This is a genomic window from Methylobacillus methanolivorans (genome assembly GCF_054588515.1).
In genome coordinates, this window is record NZ_BAAILT010000005.1 from 23,491 (window position 1) to 40,001 (window position 16,511).

General features: G+C 56.5%; 11 protein-coding genes. 7 read left to right on the plus strand and 4 right to left on the minus strand.

Annotated elements, in window-relative coordinates:
• Window positions 1–30 precede the first annotated feature (30 nt).
• The 3 genes from LG202_RS12925 to LG202_RS12935 form a co-directional block, all read right to left on the minus strand.
• Window positions 31–1,959, minus strand: coding sequence for a hypothetical protein (locus tag LG202_RS12925; protein WP_230348798.1), 1,929 nt, complete (start codon window positions 1,957–1,959; stop codon window positions 31–33).
• 779 nt (window positions 1,960–2,738) lie between these two features.
• Entirely contained in the window at window positions 2,739–4,259 is a 1,521-nt protein-coding gene (locus tag LG202_RS12930; RefSeq protein ID WP_230348799.1) for a putative Ig domain-containing protein, read from the minus strand.
• 88 nt (window positions 4,260–4,347) lie between these two features.
• Window positions 4,348–4,596: a DUF6471 domain-containing protein gene (locus tag LG202_RS12935; protein ID WP_230348800.1), complete on the minus strand. Its 249-nt coding sequence runs from the start codon at window positions 4,594–4,596 to the stop codon at window positions 4,348–4,350.
• A 250-nt stretch (window positions 4,597–4,846) separates the two neighbouring features.
• Here LG202_RS12935 and LG202_RS12940 point away from each other — a divergent pair, with 250 nt between their 5' ends.
• From LG202_RS12940 to LG202_RS12970, 7 genes are all read left to right on the plus strand, one after another.
• The gene (locus LG202_RS12940) at window positions 4,847–5,704 is read left to right on the plus strand and encodes a TnsA endonuclease N-terminal domain-containing protein (protein ID WP_230348801.1); all 858 of its coding nucleotides are present in this window, start codon (window positions 4,847–4,849) and stop codon (window positions 5,702–5,704) included.
• A complete protein-coding gene (locus LG202_RS12945; protein ID WP_230348802.1) occupies window positions 5,694–7,811 on the plus strand; it encodes a Mu transposase C-terminal domain-containing protein in 2,118 nt (705 codons plus the stop codon). The genes LG202_RS12940 and LG202_RS12945 overlap by 11 nt, the downstream gene beginning before the upstream one ends.
• Window positions 7,808–9,469: an AAA family ATPase gene (locus tag LG202_RS12950; RefSeq protein WP_230348803.1), complete on the plus strand. Its 1,662-nt coding sequence runs from the start codon at window positions 7,808–7,810 to the stop codon at window positions 9,467–9,469. Before LG202_RS12945 ends, LG202_RS12950 begins: the two co-directional genes overlap by 4 nt.
• Window positions 9,470–9,471: 2 nt before the next feature.
• Entirely contained in the window at window positions 9,472–10,623 is a 1,152-nt protein-coding gene (locus tag LG202_RS12955) for a TnsD family Tn7-like transposition protein (RefSeq protein WP_268867672.1), read from the plus strand.
• A 61-nt stretch (window positions 10,624–10,684) separates the two neighbouring features.
• Entirely contained in the window at window positions 10,685–11,782 is a 1,098-nt protein-coding gene (locus LG202_RS12960; protein ID WP_230348805.1) for a transposase, read from the plus strand.
• A gap of 172 nt (window positions 11,783–11,954) precedes the next feature.
• Complete coding sequence (locus LG202_RS12965) at window positions 11,955–13,748, plus strand: RCC1 domain-containing protein (protein WP_230348806.1); 1,794 nt, start codon at window positions 11,955–11,957, stop codon at window positions 13,746–13,748.
• Window positions 13,749–14,045: 297 nt separating this feature from the next.
• Complete coding sequence (locus tag LG202_RS12970) at window positions 14,046–15,548, plus strand: RCC1 domain-containing protein (RefSeq protein ID WP_230348807.1); 1,503 nt, start codon at window positions 14,046–14,048, stop codon at window positions 15,546–15,548.
• Between the two features lie 99 nt (window positions 15,549–15,647).
• Here LG202_RS12970 and LG202_RS12975 read toward each other — a convergent pair whose 3' ends face one another.
• Window positions 15,648–16,181, minus strand: coding sequence for a hypothetical protein (locus LG202_RS12975; RefSeq protein WP_230348808.1), 534 nt, complete (start codon window positions 16,179–16,181; stop codon window positions 15,648–15,650).
• Window positions 16,182–16,511: the final 330 nt, after the last annotated feature.

The following is a 16,511-nucleotide window of genomic DNA, read 5'->3' on the forward strand; positions in this document are numbered from 1 at the left end:
CGGCTTCTTTAAGCGAAGGGGTTGGCTAGATCACCTTGCAGCCTCATACGCTCCACACTCGTTGATTATCTCGTAGCCACACTTAGCTTTCCAGGCAGAGATCTCGAAAAACAACCAGCCTTCGCCATGGCCGACAACCCCTGTGTCAACGCGGATAATATTACGCCCCTCCCTCAGATAGGGCTTCAAGTCAATGTTTACGCCATAGCTCCAATTGGTGGCGCGCTCCCACTCCGATCGGAAAGCTTGTCCATACTCCGTACAATATCCCTCATTGTCGGACGCGATACAAGTCTGATAATACTTCCCCCATCTATCGTGCGTTGGACTGTAGCTGCCGCCGTTGTAATCGCTCCAGATCCACGTGCCGTTAATCGACAATGCGAGCAAGTCGTCAAAACTCACATGATAGACTCTGAATGTTTTGACGTTTGTTACATCGCGAATGTCAATCGCAAAATTTCGGCTGTAGTAGCCCGTGCGCCAGTAATCGTCACCTACTGTCCCAAAACGATATTGATAGGTAACCGGATCAACTTGACCGACCAATACGATAGATGAGTCAGCTGCTTGCGCTGTCAGGTCAAGACCACCCGATGAAATAACCGATTCTTGAGTGCAGTTAGCGGGCCGAGCGTAGGTGGTGCAGGCGTACTCGGCGGTCACACGCTCTTCGTGGCAAATCTCGGTGGTGCGGGTGCGCGTGTAGGACACCTTCTCCATGGTGTAGTCCTGCTTGGTCGAGCAGCTGCGCATGGCCAGCGGCACGTCGGCACTGCAGGATTCTTTCCAGGTGTTGGTGTTGACCACTTGCTTGAGGCACTGCGGCACGCTGCTGCAATCCTGGCCTTCCGTGGCCACTTGGGCCGTCAGGGCGATCGGCCGGATGCCCGACTCGTTCGTGTAGCCCTGGTCGCACACGCTGATGATGCCGTCGCTTGCGATGCCGTTCTGTATCTGCTGCAGGCACTCGCTGCCGTTGGCGGCATACTGAGCCTGGTATTGCGGGATCAGCGCGTTGCCCTGCAGCTTCTCGATGGTCTCCCAGCTCGAGGAGTGGCCCTTGGGATTGGGCACGGCAGCGCTGCCGCCGGCGAGCATGTCCTTGGTGATCTGCACCTTGTAACGGTAGGCCACGCGCAGGCCGATCGCCGAGGCGCCGGTTTCGTTGTCCTTGAAGGACTGCACGATCTTCAGCGCCGTCATGTTGTCGGAGTCGGCCGAGAAGCTCGGCGCCGCACCCCCGGTGAGCGCTGGATAGAACACCATCGCCAGGCCGTTGTTAGACTTTTCAGCCTCGGTAGCGTTGGACGGAAGCGAGGCCTTCCAGGTGATCGTCGCCGGCGAGCTCCAGCCGTTGAGGCTGTTCACGGGCTCGGTGTCGCAGGCCGGCTTCATGCACACCTGGCCGAAGGGTGCCTTGAAGTTGGGCGCCGAGGGGTCAGAGGAGCACGGCACGGCATTGTCGGGGTTCGCGACCGGATTGCCGCGGGCCGTGGCCGTGCACACCTGCACCTTGGCCTGCGCGTTGCCATTGGCCGCCACGGAGCATTCCAGCATCTTGATCGACACGCCGGCCACGAGCTTGACCTCCTTGTCGCCGCAGGCCAGGGCCGCGGTGCCCATCTGCGAGGAGATCGAGTTGGAGGAGTCGTCATCGCCGGCGAACGAGTAGGAGTCCACCCCGGTCAGCGCCTTGGTCGACATCTGCATGGAAGCGTAGTCCATGCCATCGTCGTCACCAAAGAGGCTGCGGCAGTTCTTGCCCTCGGCGTCGCACTCCTGGGCGCCTTTGCTCATGAACGTGGTGATCGCCCCGACCGCCTGGGCCTTGGCGATATTCTGGTTTTGCACCAGCGTGGGGTCTTTGATTACTCCATTGACCGTGGGTGGCCCTTCTTGTGCGCTAACCACGCTAGCCACAACGATGGCGGAACTGAGGATTAATTTTTTAAACATAGACTACTTTGCTGGTACGTTGATCACCTTTTGGCGTGCGCATGCAACTTTTCGCATTTGCAGGCCAACCCTAACCGAATCGAATAAACCGATGCTTTCAGTCAACTATTTATCCGGCAATGCAGCGAGACGAAGTGAAATACAGCCAAGCGCTTCCGTTGCCATCCTGTATAGGCTGACCAAGCATCCGATGATTTGGGTTGATACGTCAGGTCCTATCCGGCAATGCTCTCCAAGACAAAGATAGGTGCGCTTATTGCATTGATATCTGAAGATGAGGCATATGGGGCATAGCTTGGACGCTAGGTTGATGAGGCCGCAGATGAAGCCAAGTGAGCAATGGCTCTGACACGCCACTTCAACGCCACGGTACGGGCGCGCAGACGTTAAGTTTCTGAATCCCGAGCTGTCGGTCAGAGCGAAAGAAAAAATTCCTGCCGCTTTCACCCCGGCTCATGCCCAGCAGATCCGAAGCCTCATTGAACAGCTCCCACCAGCGATCTCATCGGTCGTGGTGCATTGCGAGGGAGGCATTTCCAGATCCTGCGCAGTGGTGCCGGGGCTGCACAAGCTGTATGGCTTTCAGGTTGACATGTCGGAGCTGGAGCAAGCCAATCCATCGATTGTGCGGTTGCTGATGTGGCAGCCAACTGCGAAGAAGAGATGAGGTCTGTGAGAGAGTTTGAAAAACAGGCTGTTTTCCAGAACGGCAAAAAGCCCGAAGCGGCTCTTGCGACTTCGGGCCTGGGTGCGTAGGCTTAGCGCAAGCCCTTTATAAATTAAGGGACTACATCCACCGGTGCGGGCTGGTTTGTCAACGCCGTGTCATCACCGAGCTGTCCGTAGTTGTCACCCCCCCAGCACTTGAGTCCACCTGCCGTGGTCACCGCACAGGTGTGGTAGCCCCCCGCTGCCACGCTAGCCACTCCTGAAGTCATTCCGAGCACGTCCACCGGCGTGGGCTGTTTCGTCAAAGCCGCGTCATTACCCAACTGACCGTAGCTGTCACCCCCCCAGCACTTGAGCCCGCCCGCCTTGGTCACCGCACAAGTGTGGAGTACCCCCGCTGCCACGCTCGCCACGCCCGATGTCATGCCGAGCACGTCCACTGGCGTGGGCTGTTTCGTCAAAGCCGCGTCATTACCCAATTGACCGAAGCTGTTATTGCCCCAGCATTTGAGGCCGCCTGTGCTGGTCACCGCGCAGGTATGGGAGTTACCAGCAGCCACGCTCGCCACACCCGATGTCATGCCGAGCACGTCCACCGGAGTTGGCTGGCTTGTAAAAGCAGCATCATTGCCCAGCTGGCCGTTGATGTTATACCCCCAGCATTTGAGCCCGCCTGAGCTGGTCACCGCGCAGGTGTGATTGCCCTTTGCTGTCACGCTAGCCACACCCGATGTCATGCCGAGCACGTCCACCGGAGTTGGCTGGCTTGTAAAAGCAGCGTCATTGCCCAGCTGGCCGTTGATGTTATACCCCCAGCATTTGAGCCCGCCTGAGCTGGCCACCGCGCAGGTGTGGTTGTCCCCTGCTGTCACGCTCGCCACACCCGATGTCATGCCGAGCACGTCCACCGGAGTTGGCTGGCTTGTAAAAGCAGCGTCATTGCCCAGCTGGCCGTTGTTATCCAGCCCCCAGCACTTGAGCCCGCCCGCCATGGTCACCGCACATGTATGCGCGATCCCGGCTGCGACACTCACAACACCCGAGGTGAGCCCCAGCACGTCCATCGGTGTGGGCTGGTTCGTCAAAGCAGCGTCATTGCCCAGCTGACCGTAGCCATCAAATCCCCAACACTTGAGCCCCCCCGCCGTGGTCACCGCGCAGGTGTGGTAGCCTCCTGCTGCAATTTTGCTCACCTGAAGCACCTGGCCGCCCACCTCGATGGTGTACACAGCCTGACCATTCTGACCCTTGTAAGAGGCCAGCACCGTGAAGCTGGCTGGCGAAGGCATTTTGGCCGTCGGTGTGCCGGCCACGGCGCCGGTGGTGGCGTCCAATGACAGGCCCGCTGGCAAGGCGCCTTCCACCAAGCTCCAGCGCGCGGCCGCAGAGTCAAAAGCTGCATCACCCGTGACGCTCAAGTACGGACGCAGGGATTCGCTGTAGGACTTGTTGACGGTTGCCTTCGGCAGCGCAGCGCCAGCCAAGGACACAGTGATGGCTTCCACTGGCGCTTTGGCAGCAGTAGGAACCGGCACCACTAGGTAGAACGAGGATGCAGCGAAAGCGGGCGCTGCAATGGCAGCTAGAAGCGCGGCTGCGCTAGCAACGGAGAGAACTGTTTTCTTGAGCATGAGCATACCTTTTAACAGGGGTGTCCAAGGTATAGCTCCGGCGACTAGCGATGAGCCGCCTTCAAGAGCGCGACGGCATACCGTCTGGCTACTTCTTCTCGAGAACAGCAGAGTCGATTTTTGTATCGATATCCACAGCCTTGATCCCGATCGCCTTCATGCATTGCAAAAAGAACACAAAGGAGAATTTCCCTCGTGCGATTTTGTTGGAGAGGTTGGCTTCACTTTCTTCAATGCCGAGCGCAGCCAGCCGGACAGCAAGAGTCTTGTATCCGACGCCGGCGCGAGCAAGCTCCGCTCTGAGTATACGGCGAGCCTCAACTTCCCAAGTAAGCATTGATGTAGGTGACTAGAAGGAACCCGAGTCATTCTACAGCTCACGCCTATAGTGAGAAAGAAGCCCTATAGTTGCCAACAATCCATAAATGATGTATTTTCATCACAAATGATGATTAAACTTTGGTAGGGATTATTTTTCGATATACGTGATTATTACTTTACTTCTAGCAGTTAATACCGCTTAGCCGGCTCACAGATTTTCTTATACACGCTGGCTCGCATTGAGCGTACGGAATGAGGAGGTCAGTATGTCTCGGATTAAGTGGACCGAGAAGAAAATCGCAGAACGCCAAAAAGCGGGATATGGGGAAGGCTCGGGCTCAGCTTACAACCCGTGGCTTGAAGTGTTCGATCTCAGTAGCACTGGTCGCTCTCGTCGCGTCTGGAGCTCCAAGACCGGTCGCGCTCACCATCTCTTCTCCGACGTAGAGCACGACATCTTCATCGCGGCCGAGTGGTCGCGTTCCGTAATTGATATCCGCGAGCAGTATCCGCTCGATCGGGAGATCACCCAAACGGTCGCCCACGATCTCAAGATCCGCCACCCGCACTACCCAGGCACCCAGGTTCCGACAGTGATGACTGTTGATTTCCTATTGACGGTTCGCACCGCTGACGGGGAAGACTACATTGCGCTGAATGCCAAGCGAGACGAAGAGGCGGAGGACGAGATATCCCTGGAGAAGCTGGAAATTCAGCGCAGCTACTTCCAAGCACTTGGGATACCTCACCACCTCATCTATCACTCGCGCATACCCAAACAGAAGATCGCCAACATCTACTGGATCAGGGACGCGCAACTCAAAACTGGCGAGACCGAGCCACACGCTGGATTCTATGACCAGCTAAAAAGTCGCATGGCGGGCGAACTGGCTTCATATGACGCTTCGGAGGCCACCTCACTGGCGGCGTACTGCGCCTCCTTTGATGCGCGATACGGCGTCGAGCCAGGCACAGGCCTTCGCATCGCACGCATGCTCATGCAAGAGCGCGCTCTTCTCGCCAACCTCAACTCTCCAAACTTGGCAAACGATCCCATTGGATCCTTCCTCATGACATCCAGGGCTGGTCGACTGCGCGCGGTAGGTGGCAAGAATGCTGTTTAGCAATGACCTTTTCATGCTGGACGGGATGCAAATGCGCCTGCTCCAAGCCGACACCTCCACGAATAAAGCCTGGGTCATAGCGCTGCACTCACATGCCTGGCCTGAGTGCCTTCCGTATTCCGAGATTCGTGATCTTGAGCGCGTCTCCCCGCCGGCGACGCCTATCCATGGCCACAGCCAAGCGCGCATTCGCAGATGCGAGGCGGCATGGAAACGCCTCAATCCGCTTCTGTCTGCGCATGGAACGGCGCTATTCGAGCCAAAGACCCGAAAGCACGCCATCGCGGAACATGCGAGGAAGACAGGTTGCGCGCCGACCACGCTTTACAAAGACCTGCGTCGCTACTGGCAAAGGGGGCAGACCAAGTACGCGCTGCTTCCGGATTACGACAAGTCTGGCCGCACCACGCCTGCTGCTGACGATGCGAGCGAAGCCTGCGCGATCACAGCTGGGCGAGGACGCAAAGCCAAGAATGGCTATGACACCTACCAGATCACCATGGCGGACAGTTCGTTCTTCCGCAAAGTGATTGAAAAGGAATACCTGCCAAACGCACAGATATCCGTCCCTGCGGCTTATCGATCATTGGTCGAGCAGTTCTACCGCTACCCTGACGGCAACGGCGAGCTTCACGTCAATCCTTTGGGTGCTCGACCGAGTCTGCGCCAGTTTCGCCATTTTCTCCTCAAGGCCTACGACATTGAGACACGGCTGCGCGGCCGCCAGGGGAACTCAGACTTCGAGCGGGAGCATCGAAAGCGGCTCGGAACCATCATGGCGGATTGCCAAGGTGTCGGACACTATTATGAGATCGACGCCACCATCGCGGACATCTACCTCGTGTCAAGCGAAGACGTCACCAAGATTATCGGCAAGCCGACGCTCTACCTCATCATTGACCGCAAATCTCGTCTCATCGTCGGGTTTTACTTTGGCCTGGAGAATGCCAGTTGGAACGGAGCGATGCAGGCCATCCTGAGCATCGCCGAGGACAAACGCGCTCTCTGTGAACGGTACGGCGTACCTTACGCGCCCGAAGACTGGCCGGCACACCAAGTATTCCCGTCTGAGTTTCTCGCTGACCGCGGAGACATGATCTCGCACGCCAGCAGCAATGTCGCTGAAGGGCTGCATGTCACCGTCACCAACCTGCCCAGCAAGCGGCCGGACTGGAAGCCACTGGTTGAATGCGGCTTCCGACTGCTTCACAACAGTATCCAGCCCATCGCTCCCGCGTATGACCCGCCATCCAACGCCACTCGGCGCCGGGGAAAGCACTACGAAAAAGACGCCTGCCTCACGCTGAGAGATTTTGGCCATCTGATCCTTAACACGATCATTGCGTACAACCAAAGGGAGATGCTTGGCTACGATATGGACACCAAGGAGCTTCTGGACAACGTCCGTCCAAGCCCTATTGAACTATGGAACCACGGCATCCAGTCCCGTGCGGGCCTGCTGACGCGCTACGAGGAATCCGTGGTCCGGTTTGCACTGCTGCGCAAGAAAAAGGCGATCGTCACCGACAAGGGAATCGAGTTTGAAGGCTGCTTCTACAGCTTCCCTGAGGCCATCGCACAAAAGTGGTTCGAGACCGCCCGCAAACGTCGATTCTCGGTGACGGTCTCCTACGACACTCGCCTTGCCGACTCAATCTATGTGCATTCCTTGGATGGCAAGCGCGAGCCCTACGTGGCGACGCTGACGGAGCGAAGCGCCAAGTACAAGGGAATGAGCTTTGATGAAATTGCGTACTACGAATGCCTGCGTGCAGTGCTTCGCATCGATGCCGAGCACTCTCGCCTGCAAAACAGCATTGATCTTTCCACCACAACCCGTCCGGTGATGAATGCCGCTCGAGAACGCCTGAAATCAGCGCCCAAAGTGTCGCGTTCAGCCCGCCGTGCCGACATCAAGGAGGTGCGCGAGGAGGAACGCAAGCTCGAACGCAAGACCTTGGCCAAGATTGAAGGGGGAAAGCGCAGCGAGGCGCCCGCTCTGCACCCAGAGCCGCAGAACTCCAGCCCGACAACGCCAACTCCAACGGCAGCTTCCGGCTCCCTTGCAGAGCGCATTGAAGCAGCACGCGCCCGGATGCGCTCATGACAGAACACAGCTTAGAAATACATATGCACGATACCTCTCACATCGTCTCGGCGAAGTACGCCCAGCAGTTGATTCCTCAGTTCCGCGGCAACCCGCTGATTGAAGCGCTGCCGCCAACCATGAATGACGATGCGCTTATTGACGCCCTTACGCTGATGCCCGAATTTGATCCAAGCCAGCGTCAGTGGTCGACCGCTGACCGGTTCATGATGCTCAAGAGCTTGCAGAACTTCATGATCCCGATGCAAAACCATGTCGAGTTGAGCCGGGCCATGGATTCAATGATGCGGACAGGCTACGTCGGCCGCGCTCCAAGGACGCCGGGACACGCAAAGATATTCCAGTCGATCTACGAAAAGCAGCTTGCCGGCCTAGGATTCAGCCAGACCGCATCGTCCCGAACACCTCAGATCTCGACGTCCCTGGTCGGCATTTCAGGCATGGGAAAGACGACGACCGTAAATCGATGGTGCGCTCACCTACCTAAAGTGATCTACCACGAAGAGTACAACCTCTATCAGATACCTTACCTGCACGTCGAGATGCCGAGCGACGGTTCATCGATCAAGGGCCTTGCTCACGGCATTCTGCAAAAGATCGATGAGCTAATCCCTGGCGCCGACTATTACAGCCAGTATGCGTTAAAGGGGAAGACAGGTGCAGACACGATCATGCGAAGCGTTGCCCGCCTGATGAATCTGCACCTGGTTGGCCTGCTTATCTGCGATGAGGTACAGAACCTGACCAATGCGACCAAAGGTGGTCAGAAGGTCATGACAGAGCTCGTGTCAGCCAGCAACGACTTAAAGGTCCCGATTCTTTTCATTGGCACGAACAAGGCATCCAAGGTCTTGGGTATCGACTTTCGACAGGGTCGCCGCTCGAGCGGGCACGGCATCTCGACGTGGGATCGATTGCACCCAGGGACGGCGGGCCAAGAAAGCGAGTGGGATGCTTTCCTGGACATCCTTTGGCAGTATCAGTGGACACGCAATCCCGTCCCGCTGGATCCCATTCTCAGCAAACGCATGTACGACTGTAGCCAAGGCGTGATCGACCTGGCCATCAAGCTGTTCGCATCTGCGCAGGCACGGGCAATGCTCAATAGCACAGAACAACTGACACCGGAGCTCATCCTCGATATCTTTGAGGGCGAGTTCAAGTTGATGCATCCGATGGTAGAAGCCTTGAGCCGCGATGATTTGGAAATGCTTTGCCAGTATGACGATATCGCACCATTGAATCTTCAGCAGCACATCGATAACGCCCACCGCAAGTTGAACCACCTGAAGTCTCCGCTTTTCAGTGTTCGGGCAACAGACAACACATTCACGCCTCGGCTTGCCGCCGGCCTAACCGCCCTGGGGTTCAGCGCTGAAGAATCCAGCGAGGTGGCTGATGCGGTAGCCCAAGCAGATTCAAGCATCAATCTTGCCCAGGGCGTGAAGCAGGCGGTTTCCACCTTGACGAGCCCCCCGTCAGCGAAGAGGAAGCGGCGGACGAAGATACAGGAGGAGCTTGCGCCAGACAGATTCGATGAACGGCCGGAGGACTACCGGCGAGCCATCTCCCATGCCAGGTCGAGAGGAGTTCCAGTCTTGGAGCAGCTACAGGAGTTTGGAATGGCTCCGCTGCTCGAGGAAGTCATCGAGATCTGACCATGCACCTCCTTCGCCCATACCCTGATGAGCTTTTAGGCAGCTTGTTGAGTCGGGCGATGAGGCAACTCGGCTTGTCGCAAAAGCGCTTGATGCGGCATCTGACCGGCCGAAACATCACCACGATTTCTACGGTAATAACGGGCCACGAAGGGATTGCGAGAGCTTTCGGGATGGACCTGGAGGAATTCATCCATAGCCACACCTTGCTGCCCTACGCGGTTGCATTCATGGCGCGACGGGACAAAGAACGTATCCTGACCTCGCTCTTGAGCGGTAGCTCGGATCTCTGCGTCGCGGCGGTCGCTCAAAACGCAACGAAGTCGACGAGCCTGCTCAAGCTTTGTGTGGCCTGCAAAGCGCAGGATCTGCTGCAATACGGTGAGACGTACTGGCGGCGATCGCATCAACTCCCTGGCGTCTTGCTGTGCGCCGTACATGAGCAACCTCTGCGCTTGAGCGATGTTGATATCCGTGCGAAGCGGCTCATGGTGCCGCCCAATGAGGTGCAGTCAGTTCGGGCCTGCGCTTACGAGGTTTCACGAGTTGTTTTGATGGATATTGCAAGGTTCTCGGACCAGGCATTGAGGTTTGGCCTTTCGTATGGTGATTGGGCGGAGCGCTACCGAGACGTTGCCGCGAGCTATGGATATTCTTTCACCAGTGGTCAGATATTCGGGGAGGTTCTTTCGGCGGACCTCCGTTCGTTCTACGGCGACGCCTACCTGTCCTCCCTGGGTGCCAATATCGACCTCGCTCGGCGCAACGCCTGGCCGGCACTATTGGTGCGCTCTTCAGGGGCCAGCACCACAGCGTTGAAGCACGTTTTGCTGAACATTTTCCTGCTGAACGCTCCGAGCCCATCTCGATCCCCTTCGGAGTACGAGCGCCGCAAAAAAGCAAAACCCAGGGATTGGGACCTCATCCAACGCAAGGCAATAGCGGTCATGGATAAAGAGGTCGCTCGGTGCAAACGGGAGGGTCGAAGGATCACCGTCAGGGAGCTGGCACAGAAGGCAGGAATTGTGTCGCTCCTGCATCACTTCCGCCATGAAATTCCAACAATCTTGCTGTGGATCGAGAGATTCAAAGCAACGCCGCAGTCCGAGCGGCAGGCAGGCAAACGGCCTCGAACTTACCCCAAAAAAAGATAGCTGAAGGCTCAACATGGGCCTGGTGTTTTTCCTATACGAATTCCTATTATTGGAGTCGTGTATGGAATGGGCACTCGGTGTTTCTCTGGACACCAGCAGCATTGAAGTTTTTACGTCGAACGAAGGTATTGAGCACAGGCGCATCGAGGAGATCGCGAGCGAGCGGCTCAAGGTGCCTCGCACTACTAAACCTTATCGCGTCCTGTACGAGGGCGGCCTATCGTCGTGGTCCCTTTCAGATCCTGATGAATACCTTGCAGGGATAGGTATTGAGCTGCCCGAAGGATGTCTGAATCGCCACGAAGTCTTCAAATTCATGGGGAACGACGACCTGACGGTACATGTGCCGGCGCTGGTATTGATGCGGGCCTTCTTTAAGCCCAGCGCGCTATTGTTTCCAGCAGCTTTCAAGATCACTGGCCCAGACCTCCTCGCTTACGTGGACTACGGCCAGACGCCACCTACTGTCGTCGTCGACAATCCGGCGTACACACGACACTATTCCCGCTGCAGGGAGAGCGCAGCGCCTAACAAACCCGTGGAATGGTTGCAGCTCTCAAAGTCAGCCAGAAAGGCAATGCACAGCGTCTATCTAGCCGCTTCAACTGGAGCACTACGACTGCATCTTCCACTTGGTGATTTTCGCATTGCATTGCATGGACCAAGGCTTGGCAATCGGGTATTTGTGACGACTGCAACGTTGATCGCGATGACCATACCAGCAGAGGACAGCGTCACGGGCATGCGCGAAACGATGATTTTTCACTCGATGGCGGACCCTCAACGAAAAGCCAAGGCGTCAGTAGCTGGCATCAAGGTCCCGTTGCAGTTGGACGGTGCCTCATCGGTCAGCGACCAGGAGTGGCAGCTGATCGAGCCGATTCTGACTCCAAGACGCAAAGCCCAAAGTGTCATCCACTCACGTAGGGATCTACTGGACGCCATCCTTCTAAAGCTTTCGTCAGGCATCTGGTGGGCGAAGGTGCCTACCAAGGGGTTCAAGACAACAGACTTGAGTTGGGCATTCCGTCGCTGGAAGGCCGATGGCCTCTTTGATCAGGTTCTTGAGGTATTGAGGATCACAAGGGCCGACGGCCCACTAGTGGAGTCCGTCGCCCGAAGAGGACGAAAGCCAGTTATGGCTAACGAAAAGGCCTGATTGCAGCCAATGCTCGCAGAGATGTCGGGGCAGGTTGCCGCGTATAGAGGGTTGGCGTGAGACGCCGTCTATCTGCCCGGAAATAAATAAGGCCGCGATTGTCCGATCCAGTTCAATTATCGCAAGCACTTGAAGCTATACCTTGGACAGTACTATCCCCAAAGGTATGCTCATGTTCAAGAAGACATTTCTCTCCCTTTCCTGTGCCCTGGCCCTTAGTCCCGTTGCCGCACCTGCTCTTGCTGCTACCTCGTTCTACCTAGTGGTGCCGATCCCTACCGCAGCGAAAGCACCGGTGGAAGTCATCACCGTGGCGCTGACCGGTGCCGCGCTGCCAAGTGCGAAGGTTGATCAGGCGTACAGCGAGAGCCTGCATTCGTACCTGGCGGTGACCGGCGATTCGGCATACGACTCGACGGTTGTGAGTTGGAGCGTCGTGGGAGGCGCTTTACCCGCCGGCCTGACGCTGGACCCCGTCACTGGGGTGGTAGGCGGCACTCCTACAGAAGCCACAACTTCCCCCGCACCCTTCACCGTGCGGGCTACCTACAAAGGACAAAACAGGCAAGCTGACTACTCTGTTGATGTGGCGCTCAATATCGCGGTGAACCTGGCTGGCACCACACTACCCAAGGCCACGCTGAACAACGCGTACAGCGAATCCCTGCGCAATTACCTGAACGTTACAGGAGATGCCTCATTTGACTCGGCGGCCGTACGCTGGAGCTTGGTTGACAGCACCTTGCCGGCAGGTTTGACGCTGAATACGACTACCGGGGACATTACAGGTAAGCCTACCGACAAGCCCGATGCGCCAGTTAACTTTACAGTGAAGGCGGTTTATAAGGGAGCCAACGGACAAGCGGTTTACACCCTTGCAGTTGGAGGAGAACAATTCAATATTACGCAATTGGTCGCAGGTTATGACTACACCTGCGCGGTGACGACCGAAGGCGCGGCAAAGTGCTGGGGTTCAAATACTGCCGGTCAATTAGGCGACGGCTCTACAGTCAGCAGCAAAACCCCAGTAGCAGTAGCAGGACTATCCTCCAACGTTACTGCGCTGTCTTTGGGCAATTATCACGCCTGCGCTATTCATGCTGGTGCCTTGAAATGCTGGGGAAAAAATAGTGCGGGGCAGCTTGGTGACGGAACTACCGTCGATCGCCTAACGCCAACTGAAGTATCTGGCATGACTTTAGGCGTAGAGCTCATTGCGGCAGGAGAAACGCATACATGCGCTAGCTTGACTTCGGGGGTGAAGTGCTGGGGGTCTAATAGCACCGGGCAGCTTGGTGATGGAACTTATTTGCAACGATTGGCGCCAGTAGCAGTCAATGGGTTGATCGGCAAAGTCACAAGCTTATCCGCAGGTCCCGGGGGATCCTGTGCAGTGATCTCTGGCTCAGCAAAATGCTGGGGGCTGAACTCTCAAGGCCAGTTGGGTAGCGGCTCGACAAACAACGAAACCCAGCCCGTACAGGTGTATGGACTAACGAGTGGTGTCACTCAAATTGCGCAGGGACAGCTACATGCTTGTGCCATCGCTTCTGGTGGTGGGGTGCGGTGTTGGGGTCATATGAACTATGGTCGGCTTGGGAATGGAGGAGCTACCGCGTCTTCTTCTTATAGCGCTTACCCCGTGCAAGTCAGCGGTCTTTCGGGGGTGACCAACTTGTCTTCCAAAGGAAGCTTTACCTGCGTAACCACAACTAACGGCGCAGTATGGTGTTGGGGCATTAACTTGTCTGGCCACCTTGGTGATGGCACCACAACTAACAGGAGCGCTCCAGTGCCCACCGTTGGCTTGACCTCTGGCACGACTAGCTTGAGCGCTGGCAGCTCCCACGCGTGTGCCCTTGTGAGCGGCCAGGCAAAATGCTGGGGACGTAATGATTTTGGTCAATTTGGGGTAGCTACGCCAACGGGCAGCTTAGTGCCGTACGACCTGCCGGTGGGCCAATAATGGTTGGCAAACGCTTGGCTGGCGCCGGCTTGCCAAGCTCGGCCTGGCGAAATACACGATCGAGGTCGATGGGAAGGTGTTAAATTGTCAACAAGATTGCAGCAGGCAACGATCACACATGCGCCATCATGGAATCATCTGGCAGAAATGCCGGAGCAGGTTGCCGCGCGCAGAGGATTGAAGCGAAATGCCGTCTATCGGTCCGGAGAGAGCCGAGGCCACGGTTCTCCGGGCTAGTTCAATTATCGCAAGCACTTGGAGCTATACCTTGGACACCCCTGTTCAAAAGGTATGCTCATGCTCAAGAAGAAATTTCTCTCCCTCTCGTGCGCAGCAGCGTTGGCTGCTGGTATCCCCCCTGCGTTTGCCTCTTCCACATTTTTCCTTGTGGTGCCGCTGAATGCGCAATCAAAGGCGCAAGAACCGGTGGAGTCCATCACTGTGTCCTTGGCTGGCGCAATGCTGCCAAAGGCGACGGCGAACCAGGCCTACACGCATTCGCTGCAAGATTATCTGACGGTCACCGGCGACTCGAGTCTTGATAAATCGGCTGCGCGCTGGAGCCTGGTGGAAGGCACCCTGCCAACAGGGCTGGCGCTGGATGCAACCACCGGGGCTGTAGTCGGCGTACCGGCCACCAAGACGACCTCGCCGGCGAGCTTCACCGTGCTGGCCACCTACAAGGGCTCCGATGGTCAGGCGGTGTACAGCATTGAGGTGGGTGGGGTGGTGCTGAACGTCCGTGAAATATCAGCAGGCCATAAGCATACTTGCGCTATTACCAATGTTGGCGGCGTAAAGTGCTGGGGAGATAACACTTACGGACAGCTGGGAGACAACAGTACGACATCACGCTTGCTACCGGTAGATGTGGTTGGCTTTAGCGCTGGCGTGGAACACATTGCGGCAGGCGGCAGTCACACCTGTGCGGTGACGTCCGGGGCGGTCAAGTGCTGGGGCTTTAACTCCTCTGGACAGCTAGGAAATAACAACACGACAACCCGACTGACGCCCGGGAGCGTTGTAGGGCTGTCATCTGGGGTGGCGCGCATCACTACTGGAGCTAGCTACACCTGTGCGGTGACGACCTCCGGTGGCGCGAAATGCTGGGGGCACAATGGTTACGGGCAGCTGGGCGACAACAGCACTACCAAGCGCTTAACGCCAGTGGATGTCGTAGGTTTGACGTCCGGAGTGGCAAGCATTTCGGCTGGCAACACTCACACTTGCGCGGTAACTACGACTGGCGCGGCGAAGTGCTGGGGGCAGAACACCTACGGCGCGCTGGGCAATAACAGCACCACCGATCGCTTAACGCCTGTGGATGCGGTAGGACTGACAGCTGGGGTTGCGAGTATTACTACGGGCTACCAACATACTTGCGCGATGACGACGTCCGGTGGCGCGAAATGCTGGGGGCGTAATAGCAACGTGCAGTTGGGTGACAACAGTGCCACCAACCGATTAACGCCCGTGAATGTTGTCGGGCTGACTTCCGGAGTAGCTAGCATTTCGGCAGGCAACTACCATACCTGTGCGGTGACGACGTCTGGTGGCGCCAAATGCTGGGGTAACAACATTAACAATGAGCTTGGCGACAACAGCGCGACAAATCGGTCCACCCCCGTAAATGTCGTAGGGCTGACGTCTGGAGTGGCTAGCATTTGGGCGGGCAATAGCCACACTTGCGTGGTTATGACCTCGGGAGCGGGAAAGTGCTGGGGGTATAATGCATCCGGACAGTTGGGAGACAACAGCACTACAAATCGTAAGACCCCTGTTGATGTGTGGGGCCCTTAACTAAGCGCTAAGCCCTCACACGAAGCCCGAAGCCCGAAGCCCGAAGCCCTAATCGCAGCTTAGGGCTTTTTTCTGCTTGGCGACTGATCTTAATTACGATCAGTAAGCGGCTATGTAGGCCAGAACTTCCTGCTCTAAGGGTGTGAGTTCTTTCCCGATTTTCTCCCCGAGACGCTCTACTGCATATAAGCCCTTGAGTAGCGCTACCCCCTCCTTGGTTTGTGCTATTTCGTCCACTATGGTGAACGCTTCATCTTCGGTACTTGCTTTGAGAGGATTACGTGCCGCTTTCAAGGCCAGCACCCTGATTTCTTCGCCAGTGCTATTTAGGCTGCACTGGGCAATTTTGTAGCCTTCGCTGGGATTGTTGCAGTGTACTTTCGATCGTTCTTCGTCTATTTCACGACCTAGCGCAGCTTCTATAAGCTTCGCTTTTGTTTTGGCTTGCTTTAGGTACACCAAGATGATTTGGTCCTCTGGATTCGTTTCGTCCAGTTTCGCAAGGTACTTAATCGCATCCTCTATTCTTAGCTTTTGCCTTGAGCCGGAATCATCGATAAAGATGGCAAGGTCTCTTTTATCTATTTTTATCGCTTTGATTCCTGTTTGCTTTTTATAAAATACCGTCGACATCGCTGAATCACCCGACTATTCTTACCTCGAAACTCAAGAATTTCTTGAAGCTCGCTTCCCTCTCAGGTCGCGGATCCATGCTTAACTGCGCTGGGTCGCTTCCTGAACATGGCGTAGTTTACTCGCTACCTACCGCCGTATACCAAGATATTGCGTTTGAGCGCAGGTGATTGAGCTTACAGTGCCGCTAATCAGGCGCGCCCCCTTGCCAAGACGTAGCGATCAGCCGCTTCGGGTGCGTCTTTGGCAGCCCGAGCGGCCACTCCGTCAAGTCCCCGCATGGGCACCAAAAGTCTTGTATGTGGCCTCCAAGGCCACTTCGACAGTGGC